The 22,557-nt window shown below is 64.0% G+C and carries 24 protein-coding genes; 14 read left to right on the top strand and 10 right to left on the bottom strand.

From position 1 onward, the window contains the following. Positions 1 to 50 precede the first annotated feature (50 nt). Positions 51 to 1,220 (top strand): pyridoxal phosphate-dependent aminotransferase, encoded by a 1,170-nt coding sequence (locus AC4CS3_RS20555; RefSeq protein WP_490784993.1) that lies wholly within the window; start codon positions 51 to 53, stop codon positions 1,218 to 1,220. Positions 1,221 to 1,294: 74 nt separating this feature from the next. Continuing rightward, the gene (locus AC4CS3_RS20550; RefSeq protein WP_490784992.1) at positions 1,295 to 1,885 is read left to right on the top strand and encodes a TetR/AcrR family transcriptional regulator; all 591 of its coding nucleotides are present in this window, start codon (positions 1,295 to 1,297) and stop codon (positions 1,883 to 1,885) included. Positions 1,886 to 2,217: 332 nt separating this feature from the next. Here the strand turns inward: AC4CS3_RS20550 and AC4CS3_RS20545 are convergent, their stop codons facing one another. Beyond that, positions 2,218 to 2,442 (bottom strand): hypothetical protein, encoded by a 225-nt coding sequence (locus AC4CS3_RS20545; RefSeq protein ID WP_490784991.1) that lies wholly within the window; start codon positions 2,440 to 2,442, stop codon positions 2,218 to 2,220. A gap of 101 nt (positions 2,443 to 2,543) precedes the next feature. On the opposite strand from AC4CS3_RS20545, the gene gluQRS reads away from it, so the two are divergent. The 4 genes from gluQRS (at position 2,544) to AC4CS3_RS20525 (ending at position 6,258) form a co-directional block, all read left to right on the top strand. Then, on the top strand, positions 2,544 to 3,452 hold the full coding sequence (gene gluQRS, locus AC4CS3_RS20540) for a tRNA glutamyl-Q(34) synthetase GluQRS (protein WP_490784990.1): 909 nt from the start codon (positions 2,544 to 2,546) through the stop codon (positions 3,450 to 3,452). Continuing rightward, positions 3,453 to 4,499: an NADP-dependent oxidoreductase gene (locus AC4CS3_RS20535; RefSeq protein WP_490784989.1), complete on the top strand. Its 1,047-nt coding sequence runs from the start codon at positions 3,453 to 3,455 to the stop codon at positions 4,497 to 4,499. Positions 4,500 to 4,587: 88 nt separating this feature from the next. Further along, the gene (locus AC4CS3_RS20530; RefSeq protein ID WP_490784988.1) at positions 4,588 to 5,715 is read left to right on the top strand and encodes a serine hydrolase domain-containing protein; all 1,128 of its coding nucleotides are present in this window, start codon (positions 4,588 to 4,590) and stop codon (positions 5,713 to 5,715) included. Between the two features lie 9 nt (positions 5,716 to 5,724). Beyond that, positions 5,725 to 6,258, top strand: a complete 534-nt coding sequence (locus AC4CS3_RS20525) for an HD domain-containing protein (protein WP_490784987.1) — start codon at positions 5,725 to 5,727, stop codon at positions 6,256 to 6,258. Between the two features lie 27 nt (positions 6,259 to 6,285). Here the strand turns inward: AC4CS3_RS20525 and AC4CS3_RS20520 are convergent, their stop codons facing one another. The 8 genes from AC4CS3_RS20520 to AC4CS3_RS20485 form a co-directional block, all read right to left on the bottom strand. Next, positions 6,286 to 6,828 carry a DUF1003 domain-containing protein gene (locus AC4CS3_RS20520; protein ID WP_490784986.1) on the bottom strand — a complete coding sequence of 181 codons (543 nt, stop codon included), beginning with the start codon at positions 6,826 to 6,828 and terminating at the stop codon, positions 6,286 to 6,288. 90 nt (positions 6,829 to 6,918) lie between these two features. Next, a complete protein-coding gene (locus AC4CS3_RS20515; protein ID WP_490784985.1) occupies positions 6,919 to 8,130 on the bottom strand; it encodes a type II toxin-antitoxin system HipA family toxin in 1,212 nt (403 codons plus the stop codon). Further along, positions 8,127 to 8,366: a helix-turn-helix transcriptional regulator gene (locus AC4CS3_RS20510; protein WP_490784984.1), complete on the bottom strand. Its 240-nt coding sequence runs from the start codon at positions 8,364 to 8,366 to the stop codon at positions 8,127 to 8,129. Before AC4CS3_RS20510 ends, AC4CS3_RS20515 begins: the two co-directional genes overlap by 4 nt. Positions 8,367 to 8,580: 214 nt before the next feature. Continuing rightward, a complete protein-coding gene (locus AC4CS3_RS20505; protein WP_490784983.1) occupies positions 8,581 to 9,828 on the bottom strand; it encodes a low temperature requirement protein A in 1,248 nt (415 codons plus the stop codon). Positions 9,829 to 9,831: 3 nt separating this feature from the next. After that, a complete protein-coding gene (locus AC4CS3_RS20500) occupies positions 9,832 to 10,491 on the bottom strand; it encodes a transmembrane-type terpene cyclase (RefSeq protein ID WP_490784982.1) in 660 nt (219 codons plus the stop codon). Between the two features lie 79 nt (positions 10,492 to 10,570). Next, a complete protein-coding gene (locus AC4CS3_RS20495; protein ID WP_490784981.1) occupies positions 10,571 to 11,887 on the bottom strand; it encodes an ATP-binding protein in 1,317 nt (438 codons plus the stop codon). Between the two features lie 94 nt (positions 11,888 to 11,981). Further along, on the bottom strand, positions 11,982 to 12,731 hold the full coding sequence (locus tag AC4CS3_RS20490) for an SDR family NAD(P)-dependent oxidoreductase (protein ID WP_490784980.1): 750 nt from the start codon (positions 12,729 to 12,731) through the stop codon (positions 11,982 to 11,984). After that, complete coding sequence (locus tag AC4CS3_RS20485) at positions 12,728 to 13,639, bottom strand: fumarylacetoacetate hydrolase family protein (protein WP_490784979.1); 912 nt, start codon at positions 13,637 to 13,639, stop codon at positions 12,728 to 12,730. The genes AC4CS3_RS20490 and AC4CS3_RS20485 overlap by 4 nt, the downstream gene beginning before the upstream one ends. 144 nt (positions 13,640 to 13,783) lie before the next feature. Here AC4CS3_RS20485 and AC4CS3_RS20480 point away from each other — a divergent pair, with 144 nt between their 5' ends. The 8 genes from AC4CS3_RS20480 to AC4CS3_RS20445 all read left to right on the top strand — a co-directional run bounded on the left by AC4CS3_RS20480 (position 13,784) and on the right by AC4CS3_RS20445 (position 21,882). Next, the gene (locus AC4CS3_RS20480) at positions 13,784 to 15,109 is read left to right on the top strand and encodes an L-fuconate dehydratase (RefSeq protein ID WP_490784978.1); all 1,326 of its coding nucleotides are present in this window, start codon (positions 13,784 to 13,786) and stop codon (positions 15,107 to 15,109) included. A 57-nt stretch (positions 15,110 to 15,166) separates the two neighbouring features. Then, positions 15,167 to 16,405 carry an ABC transporter substrate-binding protein gene (locus AC4CS3_RS20475; RefSeq protein WP_490784977.1) on the top strand — a complete coding sequence of 413 codons (1,239 nt, stop codon included), beginning with the start codon at positions 15,167 to 15,169 and terminating at the stop codon, positions 16,403 to 16,405. 73 nt (positions 16,406 to 16,478) lie between these two features. Further along, positions 16,479 to 17,450: a carbohydrate ABC transporter permease gene (locus AC4CS3_RS20470; protein ID WP_490784976.1), complete on the top strand. Its 972-nt coding sequence runs from the start codon at positions 16,479 to 16,481 to the stop codon at positions 17,448 to 17,450. Beyond that, a complete protein-coding gene (locus AC4CS3_RS20465) occupies positions 17,443 to 18,342 on the top strand; it encodes a carbohydrate ABC transporter permease (protein ID WP_490784975.1) in 900 nt (299 codons plus the stop codon). Before AC4CS3_RS20470 ends, AC4CS3_RS20465 begins: the two co-directional genes overlap by 8 nt. A 91-nt stretch (positions 18,343 to 18,433) precedes the next feature. Next, positions 18,434 to 19,717 (top strand): alpha-L-fucosidase, encoded by a 1,284-nt coding sequence (locus tag AC4CS3_RS20460; RefSeq protein ID WP_490784974.1) that lies wholly within the window; start codon positions 18,434 to 18,436, stop codon positions 19,715 to 19,717. Position 19,718: 1 nt separating this feature from the next. Continuing rightward, positions 19,719 to 20,033 carry an L-rhamnose mutarotase gene (locus AC4CS3_RS20455; RefSeq protein ID WP_490784973.1) on the top strand — a complete coding sequence of 105 codons (315 nt, stop codon included), beginning with the start codon at positions 19,719 to 19,721 and terminating at the stop codon, positions 20,031 to 20,033. Next, positions 20,030 to 20,983 (top strand): aldo/keto reductase, encoded by a 954-nt coding sequence (locus AC4CS3_RS20450; protein WP_490784972.1) that lies wholly within the window; start codon positions 20,030 to 20,032, stop codon positions 20,981 to 20,983. Before AC4CS3_RS20455 ends, AC4CS3_RS20450 begins: the two co-directional genes overlap by 4 nt. Beyond that, positions 20,980 to 21,882, top strand: coding sequence for an amidohydrolase family protein (locus tag AC4CS3_RS20445; protein WP_490784971.1), 903 nt, complete (start codon positions 20,980 to 20,982; stop codon positions 21,880 to 21,882). The genes AC4CS3_RS20450 and AC4CS3_RS20445 overlap by 4 nt, the downstream gene beginning before the upstream one ends. Here AC4CS3_RS20445 and AC4CS3_RS20440 read toward each other — a convergent pair. Next, positions 21,879 to 22,550: a FadR/GntR family transcriptional regulator gene (locus AC4CS3_RS20440; RefSeq protein ID WP_284984788.1), complete on the bottom strand. Its 672-nt coding sequence runs from the start codon at positions 22,548 to 22,550 to the stop codon at positions 21,879 to 21,881. The genes AC4CS3_RS20445 and AC4CS3_RS20440 overlap by 4 nt on opposite strands. Positions 22,551 to 22,557: the final 7 nt, after the last annotated feature.

The following is a 22,557-nucleotide window of genomic DNA, read 5'->3' as shown; positions in this document are numbered from 1 at the left end:
AGTCGCCCGCCGCCAAAACAACCTCAGCAACCACCCAGATCAGGACCCTCATGACACTCGAGCCAGCCACCGCCGTCGCCGATTTCCAGCCCTCCGAGGCGGTGCAGCGCATCCAGCGCACATCGCTGCGGGTGCAGCAGCCCCAATCCAAGGGGGACCTTGTCTCCTTGGCCATGGGCGAGCCGGACTTCGATACCCCGGCCCAGGTTCGAGCAGCAGCGGCCCGTGCCCTCGAGGACGGCTTCACCCACTACTCGCCGTTGCTCGGCGAGCTGGTGCTTCGCGAGGAGCTGGCCGCCCGTATCGGCCAGCTCCTCGGCGGAGTGGGCAGACCAGGCGACGTGCTCATCACGCAGGGCGGCACGGCCGGCTTGTCCGCGGCGATCCTTGGCATCGTCAACCCGGGCGACAAAGTGGTCATCCCGGACCCCACCTATTCCCTCTACGCGGACCTCGTGAGCATGGCCGGGGGTATCACCGTGCCGGTGCCACTGGCCGATGACCTGCACTGGGACCTCGAGGCACTGGCCACCGCGCTTGAAGGCGCCAGGATGTTCGTCTTCTGCAACCCCTCCAACCCGACCGGCATCGTGCACTCCCGCCGCGAACTCGAAGCCCTCGCCGACATGGTGGCTGGAACCGACACGCTAATTCTTTCCGACGAGGCCTACAGTGATCTCGTCTATACGCCCGAACCCTTCACCTCGGCACTGGAAATCGAAGCCCTGGCGGGCCGGACCATCTATTGCCAGACCTTCTCCAAGAGCTATGCCATGACCGGCTGGCGCGTCGGCTACCTCTGGGGTCCGTCCGACGTCATCGCCTCCGCCGCCCGGATCCACAACACTTTCAACGGCTCTATGAACCAGGCCGTGCAATACGCGGCGTTGACCGCCCTCAAGACTTGTGGACCGGACATCGAACGCATGCACGCCTCCTATGCGTTGCGGAGGGAGCTCATGGCCAACGGGCTCCAGCAGATTCCAGGTCTCACGGTCAGCTCACCGGAAGGTGCGTTCTACCTTTTCCCCAAGTACGACGTCGAGCTGCCGGCGGCCGCGATGGTGGCCCACCTTCGCAACCACGGTGTCGCCGTCCGTCCCGGCAGCGAGTTCGGCCGGAACGGCGAGTTCCACTTGCGCTTGTCCTACGCAGCCAGCTCCGAGGCCATAACTGCCGGCGTGGAGCGCTTGGCGGCCGGACTGGCCGAGCTCCGGTGAGTGCCGCGGACGTGGCCAGCGTTACGCCCGCCGCTCAGGCGATACGCTGGGATCTGACACGGAAGGGGGCGCCCATGCGCAGCGACACCCAACGCAACCGCCGCCAGCTGGTGCGGGCCGCCGGGAAGCTCTTCGCCAAGGCCAAGGGCCCGGTGAGCATGACGGACATCGCCCGTGAAGCCGAGATCTCTCCTGCAACTGCGTACCGGCATTTCGCGTCGGTGGAGGATGTCCTGGCCGCGTTCCGCTTTGGTGTTGGCGAGAAGCTGCGCGATTTCAGCGTTGCCCAGACCACCTCCGGCGTGGAACTGCTGGAGAGCGTCAGCCGGCATTGGGTGGGTCTCGTCATCAAGCATGGCGGTTCCATGGTCCACACCCGATCGGGCGAGGGGTACCTGGCCCGGCTCCGCTCCGGCGCTTACTACCTGACCATCCAGGCCGAGGCTTTGGAGCGACCACTCCGCGAAGCCTGCGAGGAACTTGGCCTCCCGCCCCTCGGGGACGAAGCGATGTTCCTGTGGAACATCCTCTTCGACCCCCGGGAAATTTTCGATCTGCTCAACACCGTCGGCCTGGACAAGGACCAAGTGTCCACCAAGCTTTGTGCTGCGCTTCGAGGAGCCCTGGCCGCCTGGGCCGCCGCCGAGCCAACTTCGGCAAAGTGACCATCTCCTGCTCGCCTTCTGTCGAGGAATTGGTCAGATTGACCAGTGACGGTTGAGTCCGTTGCGCCAGTTGTAGTGTTCCTGTTCAAATAGTGGCAACGAAGGGAAAGGCTACCGCCGGACCCCACAGGCTACGGATCCTCCGGTACACCACCCGGCCCCCCGAAACACCGTCCCGCAAAGACGCAGCCGCTGATTGACTCTTGTTCACGCATCGTCTTTCCGCACCCGCCGGCACTCTCATGACAGCGGCCGGCACCACCATAAGAGCCCCTGAGCCACCGAACGCGTTGCGGTAGCTGAGGGGCTCTTGTGCTGTCCGGCTCGTGTTCTCAGAGAGGCTGGATCAACATCGCGACATATTCGTATCCATCTTGAGAGGCGGACATCCACTCGACCTCCACCGGATCACCGGCTTCGAGGGACCTGTATCCGCCTGATTGCTGGATGACCGAGAAATGCCCGAAGCATTTCTTCCCGTCGGGAAGAATAAGTTCCCCCCAACCTTCTTCGGCTTTCCAGAAGGAAACCGTCGCCTTCATTCGAGGTGAGCTCAAGGTAGCTCCTTTCTTTGGAAACTAACGGTACGTAATTCTCCCAGTGTCCCGGGCCTGCCCTGCATCCTGCAGGCGCGCCCGGCGCCGCATAGTCTTGTGCCATGACTTCCGCTGGCCGCTTCGCTCCGAGCCCCTCCGGCGAGCTCCACGTAGGCAATCTGCGCACGGCCATGCTCGCGTGGCTCTTCGCTCGTTCCACGGGCCGCGCCTTCCTGCTGCGCGTGGAGGACCTCGACCGTGCGCGGGCCGGTGCTGAGGAAGTCCAGCTCCGCGATCTTGAAGCCATCGGCGTGACGTGGGACGGCGCCGTCGTTCGCCAGACGGACCGTGCCGGGCTGTACACCGACGCGATCGAGCAGCTCACTGACGCCGGGCTGACGTATGAATGCTTCTGCACGCGGCGTGAGATTCAGGACGCGCCGTCCGCCCCGCACGCGCCTCAAGGCGCCTACCCGGGCACGTGCAGGAACCTTTCCACGGCGGAGCTTGAGATCCGGCGGGCCTCCCGCCCGGCCGCCATCCGGCTCCGCGCCGAGACTCATGAATGGACTGTGGAGGACGGGCTGCAGGGGCCATACACGGGCGTCGTGGACGACTTTGTGCTCCGACGGAACGACGGCGTCACTGCCTACAATTTGGCCGTCGTGGTGGATGACGCGGAACAGGGCGTGGACCAAGTGGTCCGCGGAGACGACCTCCTGTCGTCCACACCCCGCCAGGCCTATTTGGCCTCCTTGTTGGGCATAGCCGTTCCGGAATACGCCCATGTCCCCTTGGTACTGAATCGCGACGGCGCCCGCCTGGCCAAGCGCGACGGTGCAGTGACGCTCGGCGACCTTGCCGCCGTCGGGCTGTCTGCCGGGGAGGTGCGGGAGGTGATCCTGGAATCGCTCGGCTTGCCGGGAGCGCCGCTTGGTAAGGCTTTGGATGGATTTGATCCGGCCCGATTGCCACGCGGGCCATGGATATGGAATGGCATTCAGCAATCAACCCTCCGGAAAGGGGCCTAAGTGCTCGCCTATGTGCTGACCCGCTACGGTGGCGCCGACGCAATGGAGCTGCAGGACGTCCCGAGGCCGATTGCCGGTCCGGGCGAGGTCCTGGTCAGGGTGTTTGCCGCGGGGCTCAATCCCGTGGACTACAAGCAGCGCGAAGGTGCAGTCCGGGTGATCACCAGGCCGAGACTTCCCTTGGTGGCAGGAAGCGAACTGGCGGGGATCGTCGAAGCCGTAGGGCCGGGCGTCAGCCGCTTCGCGACGGGAGACCGGGTGTTTGCCCGCGTGGACAAGACCCTGCTGGGAGCCTTTGCCGAGCACGCCGCCGTCCACGAGGATCTCGTGGCGCTCATGCCAAGGTCGCTCAGCTACATCGAGGCCGCGAGCCTCCCCTTGGCGGGCCTCACTGCGTTGCAGGCATTGCGCGACGAACTCAAGGTCAAGCCCGGGACCAAGCTGTTCGTCTCCGGAGGCGCGGGCGGCGTGGGAACGCTCGCCATCCAGCTCGCCAAATACTTTGGCGCCGAGGTGACCACCACCGCGTCTCCCCGTGGAGAAGGGTTGGTGCGGCGACTGGGGGCGGACGCCGTCGTCGACTACACGAAGGAAAACCTGGCCGAAGTGCTCAGTGGCTTCGACGCCGCGCTGGACCTCGTGGGCGGCGAGACACTCGATCAGACATTCAAGATCCTCAAGCCGGGCTCGAAAGTGGTCAGCATCGCCGGGATGCCCGAACCGCAGACGGCCCTGAAGGACCTTGCGGCCCCGGCCTGGATGACCGCGCTGTTCTGGGCAATCAGCCTCGGAATCCGGAGCCGCGCCCGTGAAGCCAACGTCCGGTACCGCTACCTTTTCATGCACCCCAGCGGCGAGGACTTGAAATTCCTGGCACGCCTGGTTTCCGAAGGGAAGCTGCAACCCGTGGTGGACAGCAGCTATCCGCTCGAAAAGATCGGCGACGCTTTCGCCGCGCTGGAGCAGGGACGCGCCAAGGGCAAGATCGTAGTGACCATGGACACTCGCGGCAGGGCCCACGCTGCTGGGTTCCCTGGCCGAGCGTAGCGAGGTTAGGGGGCGGCTGGGCCCACGCTGCTGGGTTCCCTGGCCGAGCGTAGCGAGGTTAGGGGGCGGCGGGGATTAGGCTGTCCGGGTGGATGCACAGACGATTGCCCCTGGATTCGAATCAGTCGCCGAACTCTTTGGCCGATTCCTCAATGAGGACCCGGAATATTCGGCCCAGCTCGCGGCCTACCACCGCGGCGTAAAGGTATTGGACATCAGCGGCGGGCCGTACCGCCGCCCGGATTCCGTAACCGGTGTTTTCTCTTGCTCCAAGGGAGTATCCGGTCTCGTCATCGCATTGCTGGTCCAGGGCGGCTTCCTGGACCTCGACGCCGAAGTGGTCAAATACTGGCCGGAATTCGGCGCCGAAGGAAAGGCTACGATCACCGTGGCCCAGCTGCTCTCCCATCAGGCCGGGCTTCTGGGAGTCGAAGGCGGACTCACCCTGGCCGAATACAACAACTCCGAGCTAGCCGCCGCCAAACTCGCCCAGATGCGGCCGCTGTGGAAGCCCGGGACCGCCTTTGGGTACCACGCCCTGACCATCGGCGTCTTCATGGAGGAGCTTTGCCGCCGGATCACCGGGTCCACGCTCCAGGAAATCTACGAGCAGCGCATCCGATCGGTCACGGGCGCACACTTCTTCCTGGGACTACCTGAGTCCGAGGAGCCCCGCTATGCCACCCTCCGTTGGACCGAGGATCCTTCCCAGCCGTGGATTGATCCTGCGAGCCATTTCGGCATTTCGGCAAACTCCGCCGTGGGGGACATCCTTGACCTGCCCAACATCCGGGAGGTCCGCGCAGCCGGCCTGAGTTCAGCCGCCGGAGTCGCCAGCGCCGAAGGCATGGCCCGCGTCTACGCTGCGGCACTCACCGGACTTGCCCCCGACGGCGACCGTCCCGCCGTCGCGCCCCTCCTGAGCGAAGAGACCATCCAGGCGGTCTCGGCCGAGCAGGTCTTCGGCATTGACCGAGTGTTCGGCGAGACCAGCTGCTTTGGGACCGTGTTCATGAAGTCGCACGCCCGCTCGCCATACGGCAGCTACCGTGCGTTCGGGCACGACGGCGCCAGCGCATCTTTGGGGTTCGCTGACCCTGTGTATGAACTCGCCTTCGGGTACGTGCCCCAACAGGCCGAGCCGGGTGGAGCGGGATGCCGCAACCTCGAACTGAGCGCCGCCGTGCGGAAGGCAGTCACCGAACTGGCTCAGTAGGATGAAGCCATGACCGAACCGAGATTCACCGTTGAAACAGCCATGGTCCTTGCCGAAGTGGCGCACAACCGCCAGAAGGACAAGCTGAAGCGGCCTTACCGCGAGCACGTGCTGGCGGTAGGGGATGCGCTCGCCGATTTCGACGACGACATCCGGATCGCGGGCTACCTGCACGACATCGCCAAGGACACACCTATTACCAAGCAGGCGCTGCTTGACATGGGTGTTTCGGAGCGTGCCGTGGGCATCATCGAACGAGTGACGCGCCGATTCCAGGACGACTCGGACAACGATGAAGCCGTCATGCTGCACATCGCACAGGACCATGACGGCGCCTTGGTCAAGATCGCCTGCAACGCCCACCACTCCGTGCCGGAGCGCGTGCGGGCGCTCGCCGACAAATGGCCGGACAAGGGACCCACCACACGCTACGCGGACGCCCGGGAAGTGCTCTACAAGGCGGTTCCACGGGGAGAAATCCACCTGGTCCTGCAGCGCATCAACCCGGATCTGCTGTCCGAGATGGACCGCTTGGCGGACTAGCAGTTCGACCCGGCACGTCCCGCCTGTCTACGGTTTCGTCGGTTCGTCCTGCATCGGGTTGGCTGCGGCCGCCGCCTCCCGGCTAGTGGATGCGGTGACTTCCGCCAAGACACGCTGGTGGATCTGGGCGGTGAGCTCGTGAATCGCACGCGTGAGGTCGGTGTTCTCTTCGAGCAGATGCTCCTGGGCGTTGTAGTCATGGTCCGCCTTCACCTGCTGGAAAGCCGCCTGACGGTTCTGTCCGATCATGACGAAGGTCGAGAGGAAGATCGCTTCGAGCGAGACGATCAGCGTCAATGTCGGCCACGGACTCTGCTCGAACACGAGCATCCACACGGCGAAAAGCAATATGTGCAGGTAGACGAAGTTCATCGATCCGGCGAAGGCCGTGATTGCATCCGCGACTCGAAGCTGAATGCTTGCTGCCCGGCGCTCAGCCTCCGCCAGGACCGATGGATGGAGCTTTTCCCGCTCGCTTTGAGAGAGCAACCGTGTAGGTCTCAGATAAGAGCGTGAATGCGGAAGAGTGCCCGCAGTGGAAGTCGATTGGTGTCCGGCCTGCTGTGCCATACGTTCAATCCCTTGGCTCGCGGCGAGCCAATCTCGCCTCTGAGAGCGAGCCTAGCGTCGCCATGCGCGCGAACCTAGGATCGAACCGAGCTACCCGCCCATCAACCTTCGCCGATGCTTGAGCTCCTTGACCCAGTCCCTCGTCTGCAGCGGCCCGAAAGGTGAGGCACCGGCGTCGAGCTCTGCGATGAGCGGGCCTGAGGCCTTGAGGGCGAGTCCCAAAACTCCTTCCGCCGCGCGCTCCTTGAGCCCGAGCTTGCCGGCCCAGGCAAGGAAGTGCTTTCGGGAGATTCCGCTCTTCTTGCCGCCGATGCCCAGCGCGAGCGTCTTGTCCCCGTAGACCACGGTGGAGGGGATGTCGTAGACCGGAGCGATGGTGTATTCGCCCTGCGGCGACTGAAGCCCTGCCTGTGACTGAACCATTGACACGTTCTTGGCGTGGAGGTCGCCGTTGCCGCTGAGCCAGGCGAAAGCCAGCTGGATGACGAGGTTCCGCAAGGCCGGGAGAGGTGCGGAACAGTGCGCCGCCAAAGCCTCGCATACCTCGCCGAACGGCACGCTGTACTTGTCCGCAGGGTAGAGGCCCAGCACTTGGGCTCCGTCCTCGACGGCGAGACGCACGGGGGTGCCGTCGGCTCCGGTGAGGCGATCGAAACGCTCGACGAGCAGCCCGGCCCGCCCGCCGACGTCGTGCACCAACTGAACGCTACTCACCGGGATCCGGAGCTTGCGGGCATAGCGGAACATGAGGAATTCGTTTTCCACCACGAACGGGAACTCGGGGGCGTTGAGTTTGAGGATGAAGCGCTTGCCCGCTTGCGCCACCGGGAGCGAAATCATCCCGGCCGACAACTTGTCCTGCACCCCCGCCAATGCCACAGGATCGATGAGGCCTGAATCGCCGAGTAGCGCGTCGAAGTCGAGCGGCAGTTTCGAATCGAGCACGACGGCGGAGCCTCCTTCCGTGGGCGGCTCACCGTGGGGAACCGTCTGGACATCGCCCACGGCGTCCCCGCCCGCGCCCATGAGGAGCGCGAGCTCGTCGTCGGCGCTGGCTTTGACCGCCCGGCGCAGTGAATTCAGGCGGCGGCCTTCCGGGAGGAGGCCCGTGAAGTAGGGCGGAACTGCGCCGCTCGGGGTGAACACTGCTTCGCGCGTCAGCGGGAGCGTTGTGGCGACGGCCGGGCCGCCTGATTCGACGTACCGCGGCAAGTAGCTGAACTTGGTGCCGCCTTCATGCCGCTCGATGCGCGCAGCCAGGATGCCCTGCTTGTAGACGTCGGCGATGCGGTGGAATGTCATGGCTGGCTGTTTGCAGTCTGGCTGCCCGCGGCTTGGACGTTGAGCTCGAGGCCCAGTGTGCCGAGGACCGCGAGGAGTGGTTCCAATTGGACTGTGGTCTTCCCCTGCTCCACGAAGCGGACGAACCGTTCCGAGACTCCTGCGAGGTCTGCGAGGTCGGACTGGCTGAGGCTGAGGGAGGCGCGGCGGGCGCGGACCTTGGCGCCGAGGGACTCGGTGAATTCCTTGGGGGACATGTCCATCCTTCCGAGCCTTTTGTGGGCATGCGCGTTGTGCGCGTCCGGTACGTTCGTGCCGGTTTCATAATTTTCCGCTTACTTTGGAGGCGAATCAAGGGTTGGTCGCCGGGAATCGGTACGTTCGTGCCGGTGTGCCGACGTCGACATCGTGGGTGCGGGCCGTTCGCTGTGTTCCGGTACAGCGATTTGGGGCCCAGACCCGCGAATTCGCCTAAGTGGCCGGGTGTGCCCTCAGCCTTTCCAGTGCCGCTTCCCGGCGTTGGGCCCCGCGCCGTTCGTCGATCACGATCGAGATACCCAACGCCGCCACAATCACCATCATGCAGACAGGAACTGAGACATCCAGGGCGGCCAGGCCCACACTGCCGCAGAGCAACACGACCACGAGAGCCGTGACTCCGAGGAGAGCGCGGTCGAAGCCCAGCAGGTAGCCATACAGCGAACTCAGGGCTACCTTGAACAGGGCCACCGGGACGGCGATGGTGGCTACTACAACGGTGGCGCTGATGTGGGCGGCATGATCAATGAAGAGCGCGGCCACATGAAGTCCACCACCAGTAGCGGCGATCGACCCAAAGATGAACATGTGACCGTATCCGAAGGCGAATGCCCGGTGCCGTTGGTGATGCAGGGCGTGGCCAGCCGGGAGGATGAAGTAGATCCACCACATTCCAAAGGCCAGCCCGGTCCCGCCGAGACCCACGAGGGCGGCGTCAACAGACCAGCCGTGAAGGGCCACGATTGCCCGAAGGGATTCGATGGCTCCGATCAGGCATTCGCCCAAGGCGATGATGGCCAGGAGGCCGTAGCGTTCCGCGATGTGGTGCGCGTGCCACGGCGTCTTGGCTTTGCGCTCGGCGATGGTCGGGGTCGCCATTTCCAGCAGGAAAAGCGGGGCGGCCATGAGGAAATTCGTCAGGATGTCGGCCTGGACAATCAGCACCACCACCCAGCCAACCTGCGCCACCACCAGGAATTTCGCGTAGGTGAGGCAAGCGCTTCGGCGCTCCGGATCCTGCTTCGCGGCGCGCAGCCACTGAAACACCAACGCCAACCGCATGATGATGTAGCCCAGCACCATGGTGGAGTTGTCCACGCGGTGGCCCTCGTCGAGCGATTGGAACATCGGTTCGATGCCCATGGCAAGGATGAGCACACCCACCATCTGCACCATGGTGACAACCCGGAAGACCCAGTCGTCAGTGTCGTAGGCGCTGGCAAACCACGAAAAATTGATCCAGGCCCACATGACGGCGAACATCGCGAAGGTGAAGCCCATCAACCCGGAGCCGAAACGGGCCTCGGCCAGCTCATGCGCGAACTGGCTGCCGGCCACCCCGAAGGCGATGACAAAAGTCAGGTCAAAGAAAAGTTCCAAGGGTGTGGCGGTGCGATTCAGCTCCTGGGGATCGCGCCCGCCCATGCGCGAAAGTGCATGGCGCAATGGATTCATGGACATGGTTCAGGGTACCGCCGGGAGGCCCCCCGAGTCCCGATCCTTGGAGAGAGCACCCGGGTTCCTCTTGGCCCACAACAGCAGCCCGATGTACGTCAGGTCGAAGACGCTGCACAGGACGCCAATGCCCAGAATGAACAGTGAACTCTCGAGGATCCCAAAGGTGATGGTGGGCGCGAGGGTTCCGATCCACTTCGCTACAGCGATCACCAGGGATTGGCCCCGCAGGCTGCGTCGGGCAGCGAACATCGCAATAAACAGGCCTGACATCAGCAGATTCTGCAGGAAAGCCGCGTACCGGGACGCGGGATCCCAATCGAATTCGGTGATGAAAAGCCATTGCACGGCGAACGACGCCAGGCCCAGCAGGACTGCCCATCCGATGAACAGCGGCCGTGTGACAAATCCAGGAAGTTCCCGCCTGCCGAACGCGAAGAACGTGTACACAATCGCGACGTCGGCCAACGCCCAGGCAATGTTGATGACGCCCTGCACGGAGAGCCTCGTGCTGAGCGAATGCACCGAGTAGATGACCTCCCACGCGAAGTTCAGACCAAGCGCCGCTGCCGGGATGGCATATGTCTTGTCGCGAAACCCGATCCGGATCGCGCAAAAATAGACAGTCGTCCAGGCGACACCGCTCAGGATGGTCAGAAACAGGTTCACGGTTCCTCCTTCTCCAACGCGGGGTCACTTGGCGCCCATCCAGGGCCCGAATATGGGCCGTAAGTGACCCCGCGTTGCTCTAAACCCGGGCGAGAGAGTCGATGTCTTCGAGGAAGTCTTGGTGGACTTCGTCGCTGACGGTGGTGCGGGTGTCGGCGATGGCGTCGAGATAGTCCTGAGTGACCGGTCCCTTGCGGGCGTTCGACGCCGGTGCGGGGCCCCCTGAGGAGGCGCCGGCGCCGTCGTCGTACACGGCTTTTTCCAAAGCGCGCTGGGAGGCGCTGCGTGCCGCGTACTCGATGTCGGCGGGGGAGAAGCCTTCTGTCCGCGAGACGAGCAGCGCCACGTCGACGGAGTCCACCACGCTGGCCGGGATGAAGCGCTGCCACATCGCTTCGCGGGCGTGGACGTCGGGCAGGCCGATGGGGATGACGTAGTCGAAGCGGCCGTGGCGCAGGAAGGCGGTGTCCAGGGCGCGGATGAAGTTGGTGGCGCACACCAGGAGGCGGCCGGGCTGTTCGCGGAAGGCCGGGATGATCTTGAGGAGTTCGTTGGTGACGCCCTGCAGCGGGGACGGCGGCTCGCCGGAGCGCTGCGACGCGATCTCCTCCACTTCGTCGATGAACACGACCGCGTGTTCCAGTTCGGCGATTTCCAGGAACGTCTCGCGCAGGGCGCCGGCAAGGCCCTTGGGGTCGGCGGCCAGCCGCGAGGGGAAGACCTCCACGAAGGGCCACTCGAGCCGGGACGCGATCGCCTTCGCAAAGGTGGTCTTGCCGGTCCCGGGAGGGCCGAAGAGCACGACGGCGCGCGGCGGCACCACGCCGAATTGGTCGGCGAGGTCGGCCTCGGCCAGTGGAAGGACCAGTCGGCGTTCGAGCAGCTCTTTTTCGCGGCGCATACCGGCGACGTTTTCCCACAGGTCCCGGGCCAGGATGCGGCCGCCGAGCTGGCTCAACGGCTCGAGCTCCTGGCGCTGCACCGGGATGGTCCGCTCAAAATAGTGCAGGTTTTGCTTGAGCAGGAAGCCGCGGCCCAGGAACGCTTCGACGCGGGTTTCGGACTCCGGCATGAGGGCCGAGAGCTTGTTGAGCCCGTGCGGGGTCATCCGGTTCTCGACGGCGGCCAGCAGCGAGGTGCCGATCCCCCGTCCGCGGAACTCGGGCAGCGTGGCAAGGAAAACGATCCAGCCCTGGTCATGGGCCGCGCGTCCGACGGCGGCACCCACCACCTGCTCGCCCTGCACCGCCACCACGGCGTGGTCCTTCTCGCATGACGCGAGGACCTCGGAGAGTGCATAGACCGGGTCCACGTTGTCCGCTTTGAGCGACTCCCACAGGTGCAGGATGCCGTCCATGTCCGACGAGTGGAAGTCCCTGATGCGCCAATTGCTCATGCCCTGCTCCTTGGTGGATCGCCATCGATTGCCTGGTGTTGAGCATAGGCGAATCAGTGGCGGGGAGAGGTTGCGCGGGCGTTGCGTTACGTGCCTACCCCACCGGGCGCAACCGCAGCCCCTGCATGCCGCCGTCGATCGCCAGGGACGTGCCCGACGTCGAGCCGGACAGCGGGCTCGCGAGGTAGGCGACGGCGCCCGCTACCTCGGCTGCTTCCACCAGGCGGCCGTGTGGCTGGCGGGCATTGAGCGCGGCGCGCTCGGCGGCAGGATCGGCGGAGGATTCGAGGAGCCTGCCCACCCACGGGGTGTCTACCGTGCCCGGGTTGACGCAGTTGACGCGGATCCCTTCGCGGACATGGTCGGCCGCCATGGCCAGCGTGAGGGACAAGACAGCGCCCTTCGACGCCGAATACAAGGCCCTTTGCGGCAGCCCGGCGGTCGCGGCGATGGAGCACGTGTTGACGATCGCGGCCGCGGTCGACTCGCGCAGGTACGGCAGGGCCGCACGGCTGACGCGGGCGATGCCCACCACGTTGATGTCCAGCACGCGGTGCCATTCGTCGTCGTCGTTTGCAGAAATATCACCTTGGGCGCCGATCCCCGCGTTGTTGACCACCACGTCGAGCCGGCCGAACTTCCTGACGACGGCGTCGACGGCGGCGCGCACCGAGGCGTCGTCGGCCACGTTGCATTCGACCCCGAAATGCGGGGTCCCGGAGGGGTTGAGGTCGAGCACGGCGACCTGCGCCCCGCCGTCGGCGAGCCGCTCCGCGATGGCCGCGCCGATGCCCGACGCCCCGCCGGTGACCAGTGCTACGAGCCCCTCGAACTCGGTGCTCACCGCGTGGCCTTGTCGGTGCCCACTGCTGCAAGCGAACCGGAGCGGGCGCGGTAGAACTCTTGCCGCTGGCGTCCGAGCCCTTCTACCTCGAGCTCCACCACGTCGCCGGGTTGGATGTACGGGAAGCGGCCGGAGAGTGCCACCCCTTCCGGAGTGCCGGTGAGAATGACGTCCCCGGGCTCCAAAACCATGTACTGGCTGAGGTGGTGGACCACGGTATGGGCATCGAAGATCATGTCTGAAGTGTCCGATGATTGGCGGATCTCGCCGTTGACCCACGTGCGCAACGCGAGGTGTCCGGCGTCGAGCTCATCCGCGGGAACCAGCCACGGTCCGAGGGGAGTGGACTGCGGAAGCGACTTGCCTTTGGTCCACTGGCCCGCGGCGCCGGGCAGTTGGTAATCGCGTTCGGAGAGGTCGTTGGCGACGACGTAGCCCGCGATGCAGTCAGCGGCCTCGTCCGCACTGGAAAGGTATGACGCTTCGCGGCCGACCACGATTCCGAGTTCCACCTCCCAGTCGTACTTTTCCGACGACGGCGGAATGGGCGCGGCGTCGAACGGGCCATTGACCGTGTTGCTTGGCTTCAGGAACACCACCGGTGATTCCGGGGGTGTGGCACCGGATTCGGCCGCGTGCGCGGTGTAGTTGAGGCCGATGCAGACGACGTTGCCAGGCCGCGCGATGGGTGAACCGATCCGGAGGCGCTCTGCCGATATCTCCGGCAGATTCCCGGCCGCAAGGGCTTCCCGTGTGCGTGCGATGCCGTCCTTGGAGAGGAACTCTCCATTGATGTCCTTCGTCAGCGGGTCAAGGCTGAAGTATCTTTCGGTGCCGTTGGCGTCTTGGGCGATGACAACCGGCTTTTCATTTCCGGCAGCGCCCAGCCGGGCGAATTTCATGTTCATGTATTCCTCCGTGCTCTGGCTCTAACATCCGAGCTCTAGTCTGCTGTTGCTCTCCATAATACGGAAATGTGACCCATTGACAATGCAGACATCGGATGTTTACGCTCGTCCCAGCAAACTACCTGCTGCCAAGCAAGGAGCACAATGAGCGTCATCACCGCGGTGGACACCTTCGATATCCGCTTTCCCACCTCCCAGGAACTGGACGGATCGGACGCCATGAATCCGGATCCGGACTATTCGGCGGCATATTTGGTGATCCGTACCGACGCCGGTGACGGTCATGAGGGCCACGGTTTCGTCTTCACCATCGGGCGCGGCAACGAGGTGGAGGCGGTGGCGATCGGGGCACTCCGCCACCACATCCTGGGCCGCAACGTCGAAGAATTGCTCGGCGACATGGGCGGCACCTGGAAGCTTCTTGCCCACGATTCCCAACTCCGTTGGCTCGGTCCCGAAAAGGGCGTGATGCACATGGCGATCGGCGCCGTCGTCAACGCGCTTTGGGACCTCAAGGCCAAGCGGGCCGGGCTCCCGCTGTGGGAGCTGCTTTCCGGAATGAGCTCCGAGGAGATCGTGGCACTCGTGGACTTCAGGTACCTTAGCGATGCGCTCACGCCCGCCGAGGCGCTGGGAATATTGCGGAGGGCGGAGCCGGGGCGCGCCGCCCGCAGGGCAGCGCTTCTCTCGGAGGGATACCCCGCATACACCACGACGCCGGGCTGGTTGGGTTACAGCGACGACAAACTTGTGCGCCTGGCCAAGGAAGCCGTCGCCGACGGTTTCGGGCAGATCAAGCTCAAGGTGGGGGCCTCGCTGGAAGACGACATCAGGCGCGTCCGCACGGCACGCGATGCCGTGGGACCGGATATCAAGATAGCGGTGGACGCGAACCAACGCTGGGACGTCCAGGAAGCCATTGACTGGATGGCACACCTGGCGCCCTATGACATTGCCTGGATTGAGGAACCCACCAGTCCCGATGACGTCCTCGGCCATGCCGCGATTGCCCGGGGCGTGGCGCCGATCCTCGTGGCCACGGGTGAGCATGTCCAGAACCGTGTGATGTTCAAGCAGATGCTGCAGGCCGGATCACTGCAGGTCTTGCAATTGGATGCCGCGAGGGTTGCAGGAGTGAACGAGAACATCGCCATCCTCCTCCTTGCCGCGAAGTTCGGCGTCCGCGTCTGCCCGCATGCAGGCGGAGTGGGTCTCTGCGAGGCCGTCCAGCACTTGTCGATGTTCGATTTCGTGGCGGTTTCCGGCGACAAGAATGGTCGGATGATTGAGTTCGTCGACCATCTGCATGAGCACTTCGTCACTCCGGTGGATGTCCACGACGGCTGCTACTGGCCGCCTTCGGCGCCCGGTGCCGGCGGCGAAATGGTCGGTGGCACCCTGACCGACTACAGCTTTCCCGACGGCCCTGTGTGGGCCGCGGGGTCCAATCCGTTGACTCCCCAGCAATAACCTTCATCGAAATTCCTCGAAAGCACAGTTCCCTACTGAAAGCACGTGGTGAAAGATATGCGCAAAGAAGCGTTGGTGGCAGGTGCCTTGGCACTTGGCCTTATTGGACTCATAGGCTGCGGGGGCAGCTCGTCCGGCAGTACCGCAGACGGCAAGACCGCCATGACCTGGGCCATGTGGGTCGGCGGCACGGAAGACCAGAAGAACTGGGAGAAAGTTGCCGATGACGTTAGCAACACCCTGGGCGATGTGAAGATCACCCTGCAGGGGTCTACTTTCCAGGACTACTTCACCAAGATGAGCACCCAGCTCAGCTCGAATACGGCCCCGTGCCTCGTGGCGGTACAGAGCCTGCGGACAGCGCAGCTCAAGGATGGCATGCTTCCGCTGGACGACCTCGTCAAAAAGAACAACGTGGATTTGAGCGCCTTCGACCCCTCTATGATCAAGGGGCTCAGCGCCGACAACAATCTGTACGCCCTGCCGTATGACGTGGGCCCGGTGATGATGTTCTACAACAAGGACATGTTCGACGCCGCAGGTGTGCCCGTCCCGAAAGCAGGCTGGACGGCCGATGAGTTCGTGGCCGCCGCGAAGAAGCTGTCGATCAATGGAAAGCACGCCATCGCACCAAACACGGCCGATCTCTTCGTTGAATCGCAAGTCCTCGCCTACAACGGCGGACGCGTCTTGAAGGAAGACGGCACCATGGACGCGAGCGATCCGACATTTGCCAAGGGACTCCAGTGGGTCTCGGACCTGACAAACAAGGAGAAGGTCGCCCCGCAGCTGCCCGGTGGCGACCCGGCGTTCAGCGCCAATGAATTCATGGCGGGCAATACCGCGATGAATATTGACGGCCCGTGGTCCCTGCTGGACGTCAAGGGCAAAGCCAAGTTCAAAGTAGGCGTCACCACCCTTCCCGTGGGCCCTGGCGGCGGGAAGACCTTCAGCGCCGGCTCCGGCTGGGGCATCTCCAAGCAATGCGCTACTCCGGACAAGGCCTTTGCCGCCCTCAAGGAAATGACCGGCGACAAGGTCCTGGGGAATCTGGCGGCAGCCGGGCGCGCACTGGCCGCACGCACCGCCCAGCAGACGAAGTGGATCGACAACGCGGGCATTCCGGGAGTCGCGGAGACCCTCAAGAGCGCCGAGGCCACGGCAGTGCCGATGCCAACCAACACCAACAGCGACCAACTGGGCCAGCTTTTCAACCAGTATCTCGTCAAATCCATCAACGGACAGCAGAGCGCAGCGGATGTCATGAAAGACATTGCGGCCCAGCTGCCCCGATGATCAGTGTGGTGCCTGCCCGGCAGTCCCTGTGCAACGGCCGGGCAGGCATGCACTCTTCGCAAAGGAATGAGAAATGACACTACTCAAGCCAACCAAGGCGCCGCTTGCTGAAGTCGAGGCAACCATCTCCCGTGGGCGGGCGAAAAGGAAGGCGAAGACCGAGCCGGATGCCCAGCTAGGCCGGAGGACCATGTGGGGACCGGCCTTTGCCCTTCCGCATGGCCTCGGCCTCGCGATCTTCACACTGCTGCCGATCGTTGTTTCCCTCGTCATCAGCCTCTTCCGCTGGCCGCTCCTGGGAACTCCGAGTTTCCTTGGCTTGGGTAACTACGAGCGGCTGTTCAGCGATCCCATCTTCGGGCAGGTTGTCGCGAACACGGTGCTGTTCGTGGTCCTCTATGTGCCCCTGAACCTGGTTGTTTCCCTGGGCCTTGCCGCGTGGTTGACTCCGCGCATCAAGGGCCGCCACATCTTCCGGGTCATCTTCTTCATTCCTTCGATCACCCCTGTGGTGGCCAACGTCGTCGTCTGGAGGATGCTCTACCAACCCGGTGGATTCATCGACGGCACCCTTCAAAGCACCACGGGAATTTCAGCGCCAAACTTCCTCGGAGACGAACACTGGGCAATGATGGCCATAGTCGTCATGAGTGTATGGCAGGGGTTCGGCTACAACATGCTGGTGTTCTCGGCTGCCTTGGACGCCGTGCCTGAGAACCTCACCGAGGCGGCGGCGATCGACGGCGCCAACGCCTGGACCATCTTCTGGCGGATCAAGCTCAAGCTCATTTCGCCGTCCATCTTCTTTGGCACGATGATGACCCTCATTACTTCCTTCCAGGTCTTCGCCCAGCCGTTCATCCTCACCAAGGGAGGACCCGGCTCGGCCACCTCGACGATCGTCCTGTACATCTACAACCAGGGTTTCCAGTTCCACCAGCTCGGCCTGGCATCCGCGGCCGCTTGGATCCTGTTCGTCATCATCCTGGGAGTGACGGCAGTCCAGTTCCTCGGACAAAAGAAGTGGGTCCACTACGATGCTTGAGACAACCAGCCGGATACGCCCGCTCACCGCCCGTCCCCGTGGCTCCGGAGTGCCCGGAAGGCGATGGACCGCAAGGGTCCGGCCTGCCATCGGCTACGTGATCCTTTGCCTGATCGCGCTCCTCTTCTTGTCCCCGCTGATCTACATGTTCGCCACATCGTTCAAACCCCCTGCTGAGATCTTCAGCGTTCCGCCGAAACTGTTCGGATCGGAATTCCGGTGGCAGAACTACCAGGAGGCCCTGAACTACATGCCGTTCCTGCGCTTCATGGGCAACGGTCTGTTGGTCTCGGCTGCCGGAACGGCACTCACCCTGGTGGTTTCGGCATTCTCCGGGTACGCCTTCTCCCGGCAGCGCTGGCGGGGACGGAACCTGGTGTTCATGGTGTTCCTCGCAACCCTGATGATTCCCCAAGAAGTCTTGATCGTCCCGATGTTCGTCATGATGCAGAAGGTGGGCTGGGTGAACACTTTCCAGGCACTCATTGTGCCCTGGGCGTTCACGGCATTCGGCGCATTCCTGCTCCGTCAGTTCTTCCTTGGCGTACCCCAAGAACTCGACGATGCGGCCAGGGTGGACGGCGCAGGAACCCTTAGGACGTTCCTATTGGTCATGCTTCCGCTGGCCAGGCCCACCATGGCTGTGCTGGCGGTCTTCAGTTTCATCAGCTATTGGAACTCGTTCCTGTGGCCGCTGGTAGTGATCAATGACGTCAACAACCTCGGTACCATTCCGCTCGGGCTGCAGATGTTCTTCGGCCAGCAGGGTAATCAGTGGCACCTCGTCATGGCCGCCTCCGTGATTTCGATGGCTCCCACCCTTTTGCTGCTGATCCTCCTGCAGAAACACCTCGTCAAAGGCATCGTCACGAGCGGCTTTGGCGGACGCTAACGCTAACGCGCCAGACCGCCGGCCGGCGACGCCACGTTCAACAACCCAAAGACACAACAAGGTCAGAACAACTTTGAAGGAGTAACCAGCAATGATCGCCCAAGCACCTTGGTTCAAGGAGTCCCGGTTCGGCATGTTCGTCCACTGGGGCTTGTACGCCCTGCCGGCCCGGCACGAGTGGGTCATGAACCGCGAACGCATTCCTGCCGAGGAATATGAGAAGTACTTCCAGCACTTCAACCCGGATCTCTACGATCCCCGGGAATGGGCCCGTGCTGCGAAGGACGCCGGCATGAAGTACGTGGTGCTGACCACCAAGCACCACGAGGGCTTCTGCCTCTGGGATTCCGCACTCACAGACTACAAATCCACCAAGACCCCATCCGGCCAGGACCTGGTGGCCCAATACGTCGAGGCACTGCGGGAATTCGGCCTGAAGGTGGGTTTCTACCATTCACTCATTGACTGGCACCACCCGGATTTCACGATCGACGGATTCCACCCCGAACGGGACAACCCCGACGCCGAAAAACTCAACGAGGGCCGCGACTTGGCGCGCTACCGCGAATACCTCCATGGCCAGGTACGCGAGCTGCTGAGCAACTACGGCCAGATCGATTACCTCTTCTTCGACTTTTCCTACACCAGCGAGGACCACAAGCACATCTGGGGCGGCAAGGGCCGCGAGGCGTGGGGTTCCGTGGAACTCTTGAAGATGGTCCGGGAACTTCAACCGGGCATCATCGTCAACGACCGCCTGGACATTCCCGGCGACTTCGCCACGCCCGAGCAGTACCAACCGGCTGGTCCCATGGTGGTGGACGGCGTCGAGGTGCCTTGGGAGGCATGCCAGACCCTGAACGGCAGCTGGGGCTATGACCGGGACAACTTGGACTACAAGTCGGTGGATCTGCTGGTGCGGATGCTTGTGGATGGGGTGTCCAAGGATGGCAACCTGCTCCTCAATGTCGGCCCCACGGGCCGAGGGAATTTCGATCCGAGGGCCGTGGAGTCCCTCCGGGGCATCGGCGACTGGATGAAGCTGCATTCCCGGGCCATCTACGGAGCCGGACCCGCGGCATGGACCCCGCCCGCAGACGCCCGGTACACGCGCCGCGGGGACCGCCTTTACGTGCATCTGTTTGCGTGGCCGTTCGAATACGTCCACCTCCCCGGACTCGCCGGCAAGGTGGAATATGCCCAGCTGCTCAACGATGCCTCCGAAGTCGCGATGCTCGAGATCTCACCGGACCGCGAGGCAATCAACACCACCCCAGGAGGACAACCCGCCGGTACCCTGACACTGAAGCTGCCCGTCCAACGACCGGACGTGGCGGTGCCCGTCGTCGAACTCTTCCTGAAGCCCGGGGTATAGCGTGCCGGAAACCATTGCCCTGCACACCCGGCTCAAACCGGGTGCCGATCAGGACTATGCGGATGCCCATGCGGGGATCCCTGCCGAACTCGTCGCTGCCCTGAAGGAGGCCGGCGTGGGCAATTGGCGGATCTGGCGCAGCGGCCAGGACCTCTTCCACCTCGTTGAGGTGACGGACTACCAAGCCATGCGCCGGGCGCTCGCGGACCATCCGGCCAATGTCCCGTGGCAAGCCCGCATGGCGGAGCTTCTGGACGTCCAAGATGACTATTCGGGCAATGACTCGGGCATCCCGTTGGTATGGGAGCTGGCATGAGCGGCGCGCGATGGGATGGCCAGCTGGGCAAGCTCGGGTTCGGCGCCGCCGGCATCGGCAATTTGTACCGTGCCATGCCGAACGCGCAAGCAGCCTCCACTGTCAACGCGGCCTGGGATGCCGGGGTCCGCTACTTCGACACCGCCCCCCATTACGGCTTGGGACTGTCCGAGCGCAGGCTTGGTGCCGTGCTTAGGGAGAAGCCCCGGACTGAGTTCACCGTGTCCACCAAGGTGGGCCGGTTGCTGGTACCGAATGCGGCCGGAGCCAGCGCGAAGGACGCCGAAGGTTTCGATGTCCCGGCAACGAGCAAACGCCAGTGGGACTTTTCCGAAGCAGGCATCCGCCGAAGCATCGAGGAATCACTCGAACGCCTCGGCCTGGACCACGTGGATATCGCCTACCTGCATGATCCGGATGTCCATGACCTCACCAAGGGGATCGGCGAAGCCTTGCCTGCACTGGAAAAGCTGCGTGCGGACGGCATGGTGAAGGCGATCGGCGTCGGGACGAACTCGGCGGAAGCCGCACTTGAATGCGTCGAAGCCGCGGATCTGGACCTGGTGATGCTTGCCGGCAGGTATACCTTGCTTGAGCAGCCCGGCGTTCCGCTCCTGGACCGCTGTTTGGCCCGCGGCACCGGCGTCGTGAATGTGGGCGTGTTCAACTCCGGCCTGCTGGCGCGACCCGAGGTCGCCGAGGACGCGCACTACAACTATGCGCGTGCCCCGCGGGCGCTGGTGGAGCGTGCCCGGGCGCTCGCCGGCGTGTGCCGCGACTTCGGTGTGGAGCTCCCGACGGCGGCACTCCAGTTCAGCCTGCGACACCCGGCTGTCGTGAACGTAACGGTGGGGGCCAGCAGCCCGGAGCAAGTGTCCACAAATGCCGCGAGGATGAATGAGCATGTGCCCGAAGAGCTCTGGGCGGCTTTGGCGGGTGTGCCCGGGTGATTGATTCGCACCTGCATCTGTGGGAGCTCGGGCCGGAGCTGGGTCCCGGCCCGGGTCCAGCCGGCGGCGGACCCGGCACTGGTCCGTGTCCCTATGCGTGGCTTGGCCCGCAGCACGGCGGACTGTTCCGTAGCTTCGGCGAAGCCGAGGCCCGGGAAACCCTGGATACGGCGGGCGTCGGGGGAGCAGTGCTCGTCCAGGCTGACGACACCCTCGCGGATACCGAGTCCATGCTCGCCGTCGCCGACCGCAACCCGTGGGTACTCGGCGTCGTGGGCTGGATTCCCCTCGAAAAGCCCGCCGAAGCGGAGCCGGAGCTGGATCGGTTCCTGGTGAGCTCCGCGTTCCGGGGCGTCCGGCACTTGGTCCATAACGACCCCAGGGACGACTTCCTCGAGTTGCCCACAGTCCGCTATTCCTTGCGCATGCTCGCCAGCCACGGATTGGCCTTCGACGTTCCGGACGCTTATCCGAGGCACCTTGGGCGTACGGTCCAGCTTGCCCGGGAGTTGCCCGAGCTGATGGTCGTGCTGGACCATCTCGGGAAGCCGCCGTTGGGCGATGCTGCGGCGATGGACTTATGGCGTGCGGATTTCCGGGCCTTGGCGGAGCTGCCCAACACTGTGGCCAAGGTATCCGGTCTGCATTTGCCGGGGATTCCTTACACGGCCGAGGCGTTGCGTCCACTGTGGGACGAAGCGATGGATGCCTTCGGTCCTGGGCGGCTCATGTTCGGTGGCGATTGGCCCGTCAGCACCTTGGGTACTCCGTATGGACACACACTCGGGGTGCTGCTGGAACTCGCCGGGGAGCTGACTTCGGCCGAGCGCCAGGAGTTCCTTGAAGGGACCGCGGTCCGGACTTACGGGCTTCATCAGCGAAGCATCGGCGCAAGCTAGAGCGCCTGGCGTAGCCAGCTTTCGACGCCGCTGATGTGGACTGTAACAAGCGCCCGGACCAGCTCGGCGTCGCCGCGTTCCAAGGCGTCCGCGATGGCCTTGTGCTCGGCAAGGGTGTGAGCCACAGCCTTTTCCTGGGTCAAGCCGCGCCAAATGCGGGCCCGGACGGTGCTGCTGGAGAGGGCCTCGAGCAGGCCGGCGAGGTAGTCGTTTCCGGCGGCCTGGGTGATGATGCCGTGGAATTCGAGGTCGTGGGCCACGAGTTCTTCGACGTCGGTGTTCTCGTCGATCCCGTCCATCGTGGCGCGTAGGGCCGTGAGTGCCGTTGGAGTGATCTTGCCTGTCGCGATGAATGCGGTGGCGGGCTCCAGGATTCGTCGGACCTCAAAGAGTTCCAGGATGGAACGGTCCTGATGAAGATCAACGACGAACGCCACGGCCTCGTTGAGCAACTTGGCGTCAAGGCTCGTGACGTAAGTGCCGTCCCCACGCCGCACGTCCAGGACACGGATGAGTTCGAGGGCCTTGACGGCTTCGCGCAGAGAGCTTCGCGAGAGGCCGAGCCGCTCGCTCAGTTCCTTCTCTGGCGGGAGGCGGTCCCCGGCCTTGAGTTCCCCGCGGATCAGCATGTCCTTGATCTTGCTGATCGCTTCATCTGTGACAGCCATGGCTACA

It is taken from the genome of Arthrobacter sp. SE2 (genome assembly GCF_058244265.1).
This window is presented reverse-complemented; position numbering and strand designations above follow the sequence as displayed.

Excerpts from the sequence above, each read along its gene's own strand:
- AC4CS3_RS20555 (WP_490784993.1), top strand. The coding sequence starts at position 51 with ATGACACTCGAGCCAGCCACCGCCGTCGCCGATTTCCAGCCCTCCGAG.
- AC4CS3_RS20475 (WP_490784977.1), top strand. The coding sequence starts at position 15,167 with ATGCGCAAAGAAGCGTTGGTGGCAGGTGCCTTGGCACTTGGCCTTATT.
- AC4CS3_RS20440 (WP_284984788.1), bottom strand. The coding sequence starts at position 22,550 with ATGGCTGTCACAGATGAAGCGATCAGCAAGATCAAGGACATGCTGATC.
- AC4CS3_RS20470 (WP_490784976.1), top strand. The coding sequence starts at position 16,479 with ATGACACTACTCAAGCCAACCAAGGCGCCGCTTGCTGAAGTCGAGGCA.
- AC4CS3_RS20480 (WP_490784978.1), top strand. The coding sequence starts at position 13,784 with ATGAGCGTCATCACCGCGGTGGACACCTTCGATATCCGCTTTCCCACC.
- gluQRS (WP_490784990.1), top strand. The coding sequence starts at position 2,544 with ATGACTTCCGCTGGCCGCTTCGCTCCGAGCCCCTCCGGCGAGCTCCAC.
- AC4CS3_RS20485 (WP_490784979.1), bottom strand. The coding sequence starts at position 13,639 with ATGAACATGAAATTCGCCCGGCTGGGCGCTGCCGGAAATGAAAAGCCG.
- AC4CS3_RS20505 (WP_490784983.1), bottom strand. The coding sequence starts at position 9,828 with ATGTCCATGAATCCATTGCGCCATGCACTTTCGCGCATGGGCGGGCGC.
- AC4CS3_RS20460 (WP_490784974.1), top strand. The coding sequence starts at position 18,434 with ATGATCGCCCAAGCACCTTGGTTCAAGGAGTCCCGGTTCGGCATGTTC.
- AC4CS3_RS20465 (WP_490784975.1), top strand. The coding sequence starts at position 17,443 with ATGCTTGAGACAACCAGCCGGATACGCCCGCTCACCGCCCGTCCCCGT.
- AC4CS3_RS20510 (WP_490784984.1), bottom strand. The coding sequence starts at position 8,366 with ATGTCCCCCAAGGAATTCACCGAGTCCCTCGGCGCCAAGGTCCGCGCC.
- AC4CS3_RS20450 (WP_490784972.1), top strand. The coding sequence starts at position 20,030 with ATGAGCGGCGCGCGATGGGATGGCCAGCTGGGCAAGCTCGGGTTCGGC.
- AC4CS3_RS20550 (WP_490784992.1), top strand. The coding sequence starts at position 1,295 with ATGCGCAGCGACACCCAACGCAACCGCCGCCAGCTGGTGCGGGCCGCC.
- AC4CS3_RS20515 (WP_490784985.1), bottom strand. The coding sequence starts at position 8,130 with ATGACATTCCACCGCATCGCCGACGTCTACAAGCAGGGCATCCTGGCT.
- AC4CS3_RS20525 (WP_490784987.1), top strand. The coding sequence starts at position 5,725 with ATGACCGAACCGAGATTCACCGTTGAAACAGCCATGGTCCTTGCCGAA.
- AC4CS3_RS20495 (WP_490784981.1), bottom strand. The coding sequence starts at position 11,887 with ATGAGCAATTGGCGCATCAGGGACTTCCACTCGTCGGACATGGACGGC.
- AC4CS3_RS20520 (WP_490784986.1), bottom strand. The coding sequence starts at position 6,828 with ATGGCACAGCAGGCCGGACACCAATCGACTTCCACTGCGGGCACTCTT.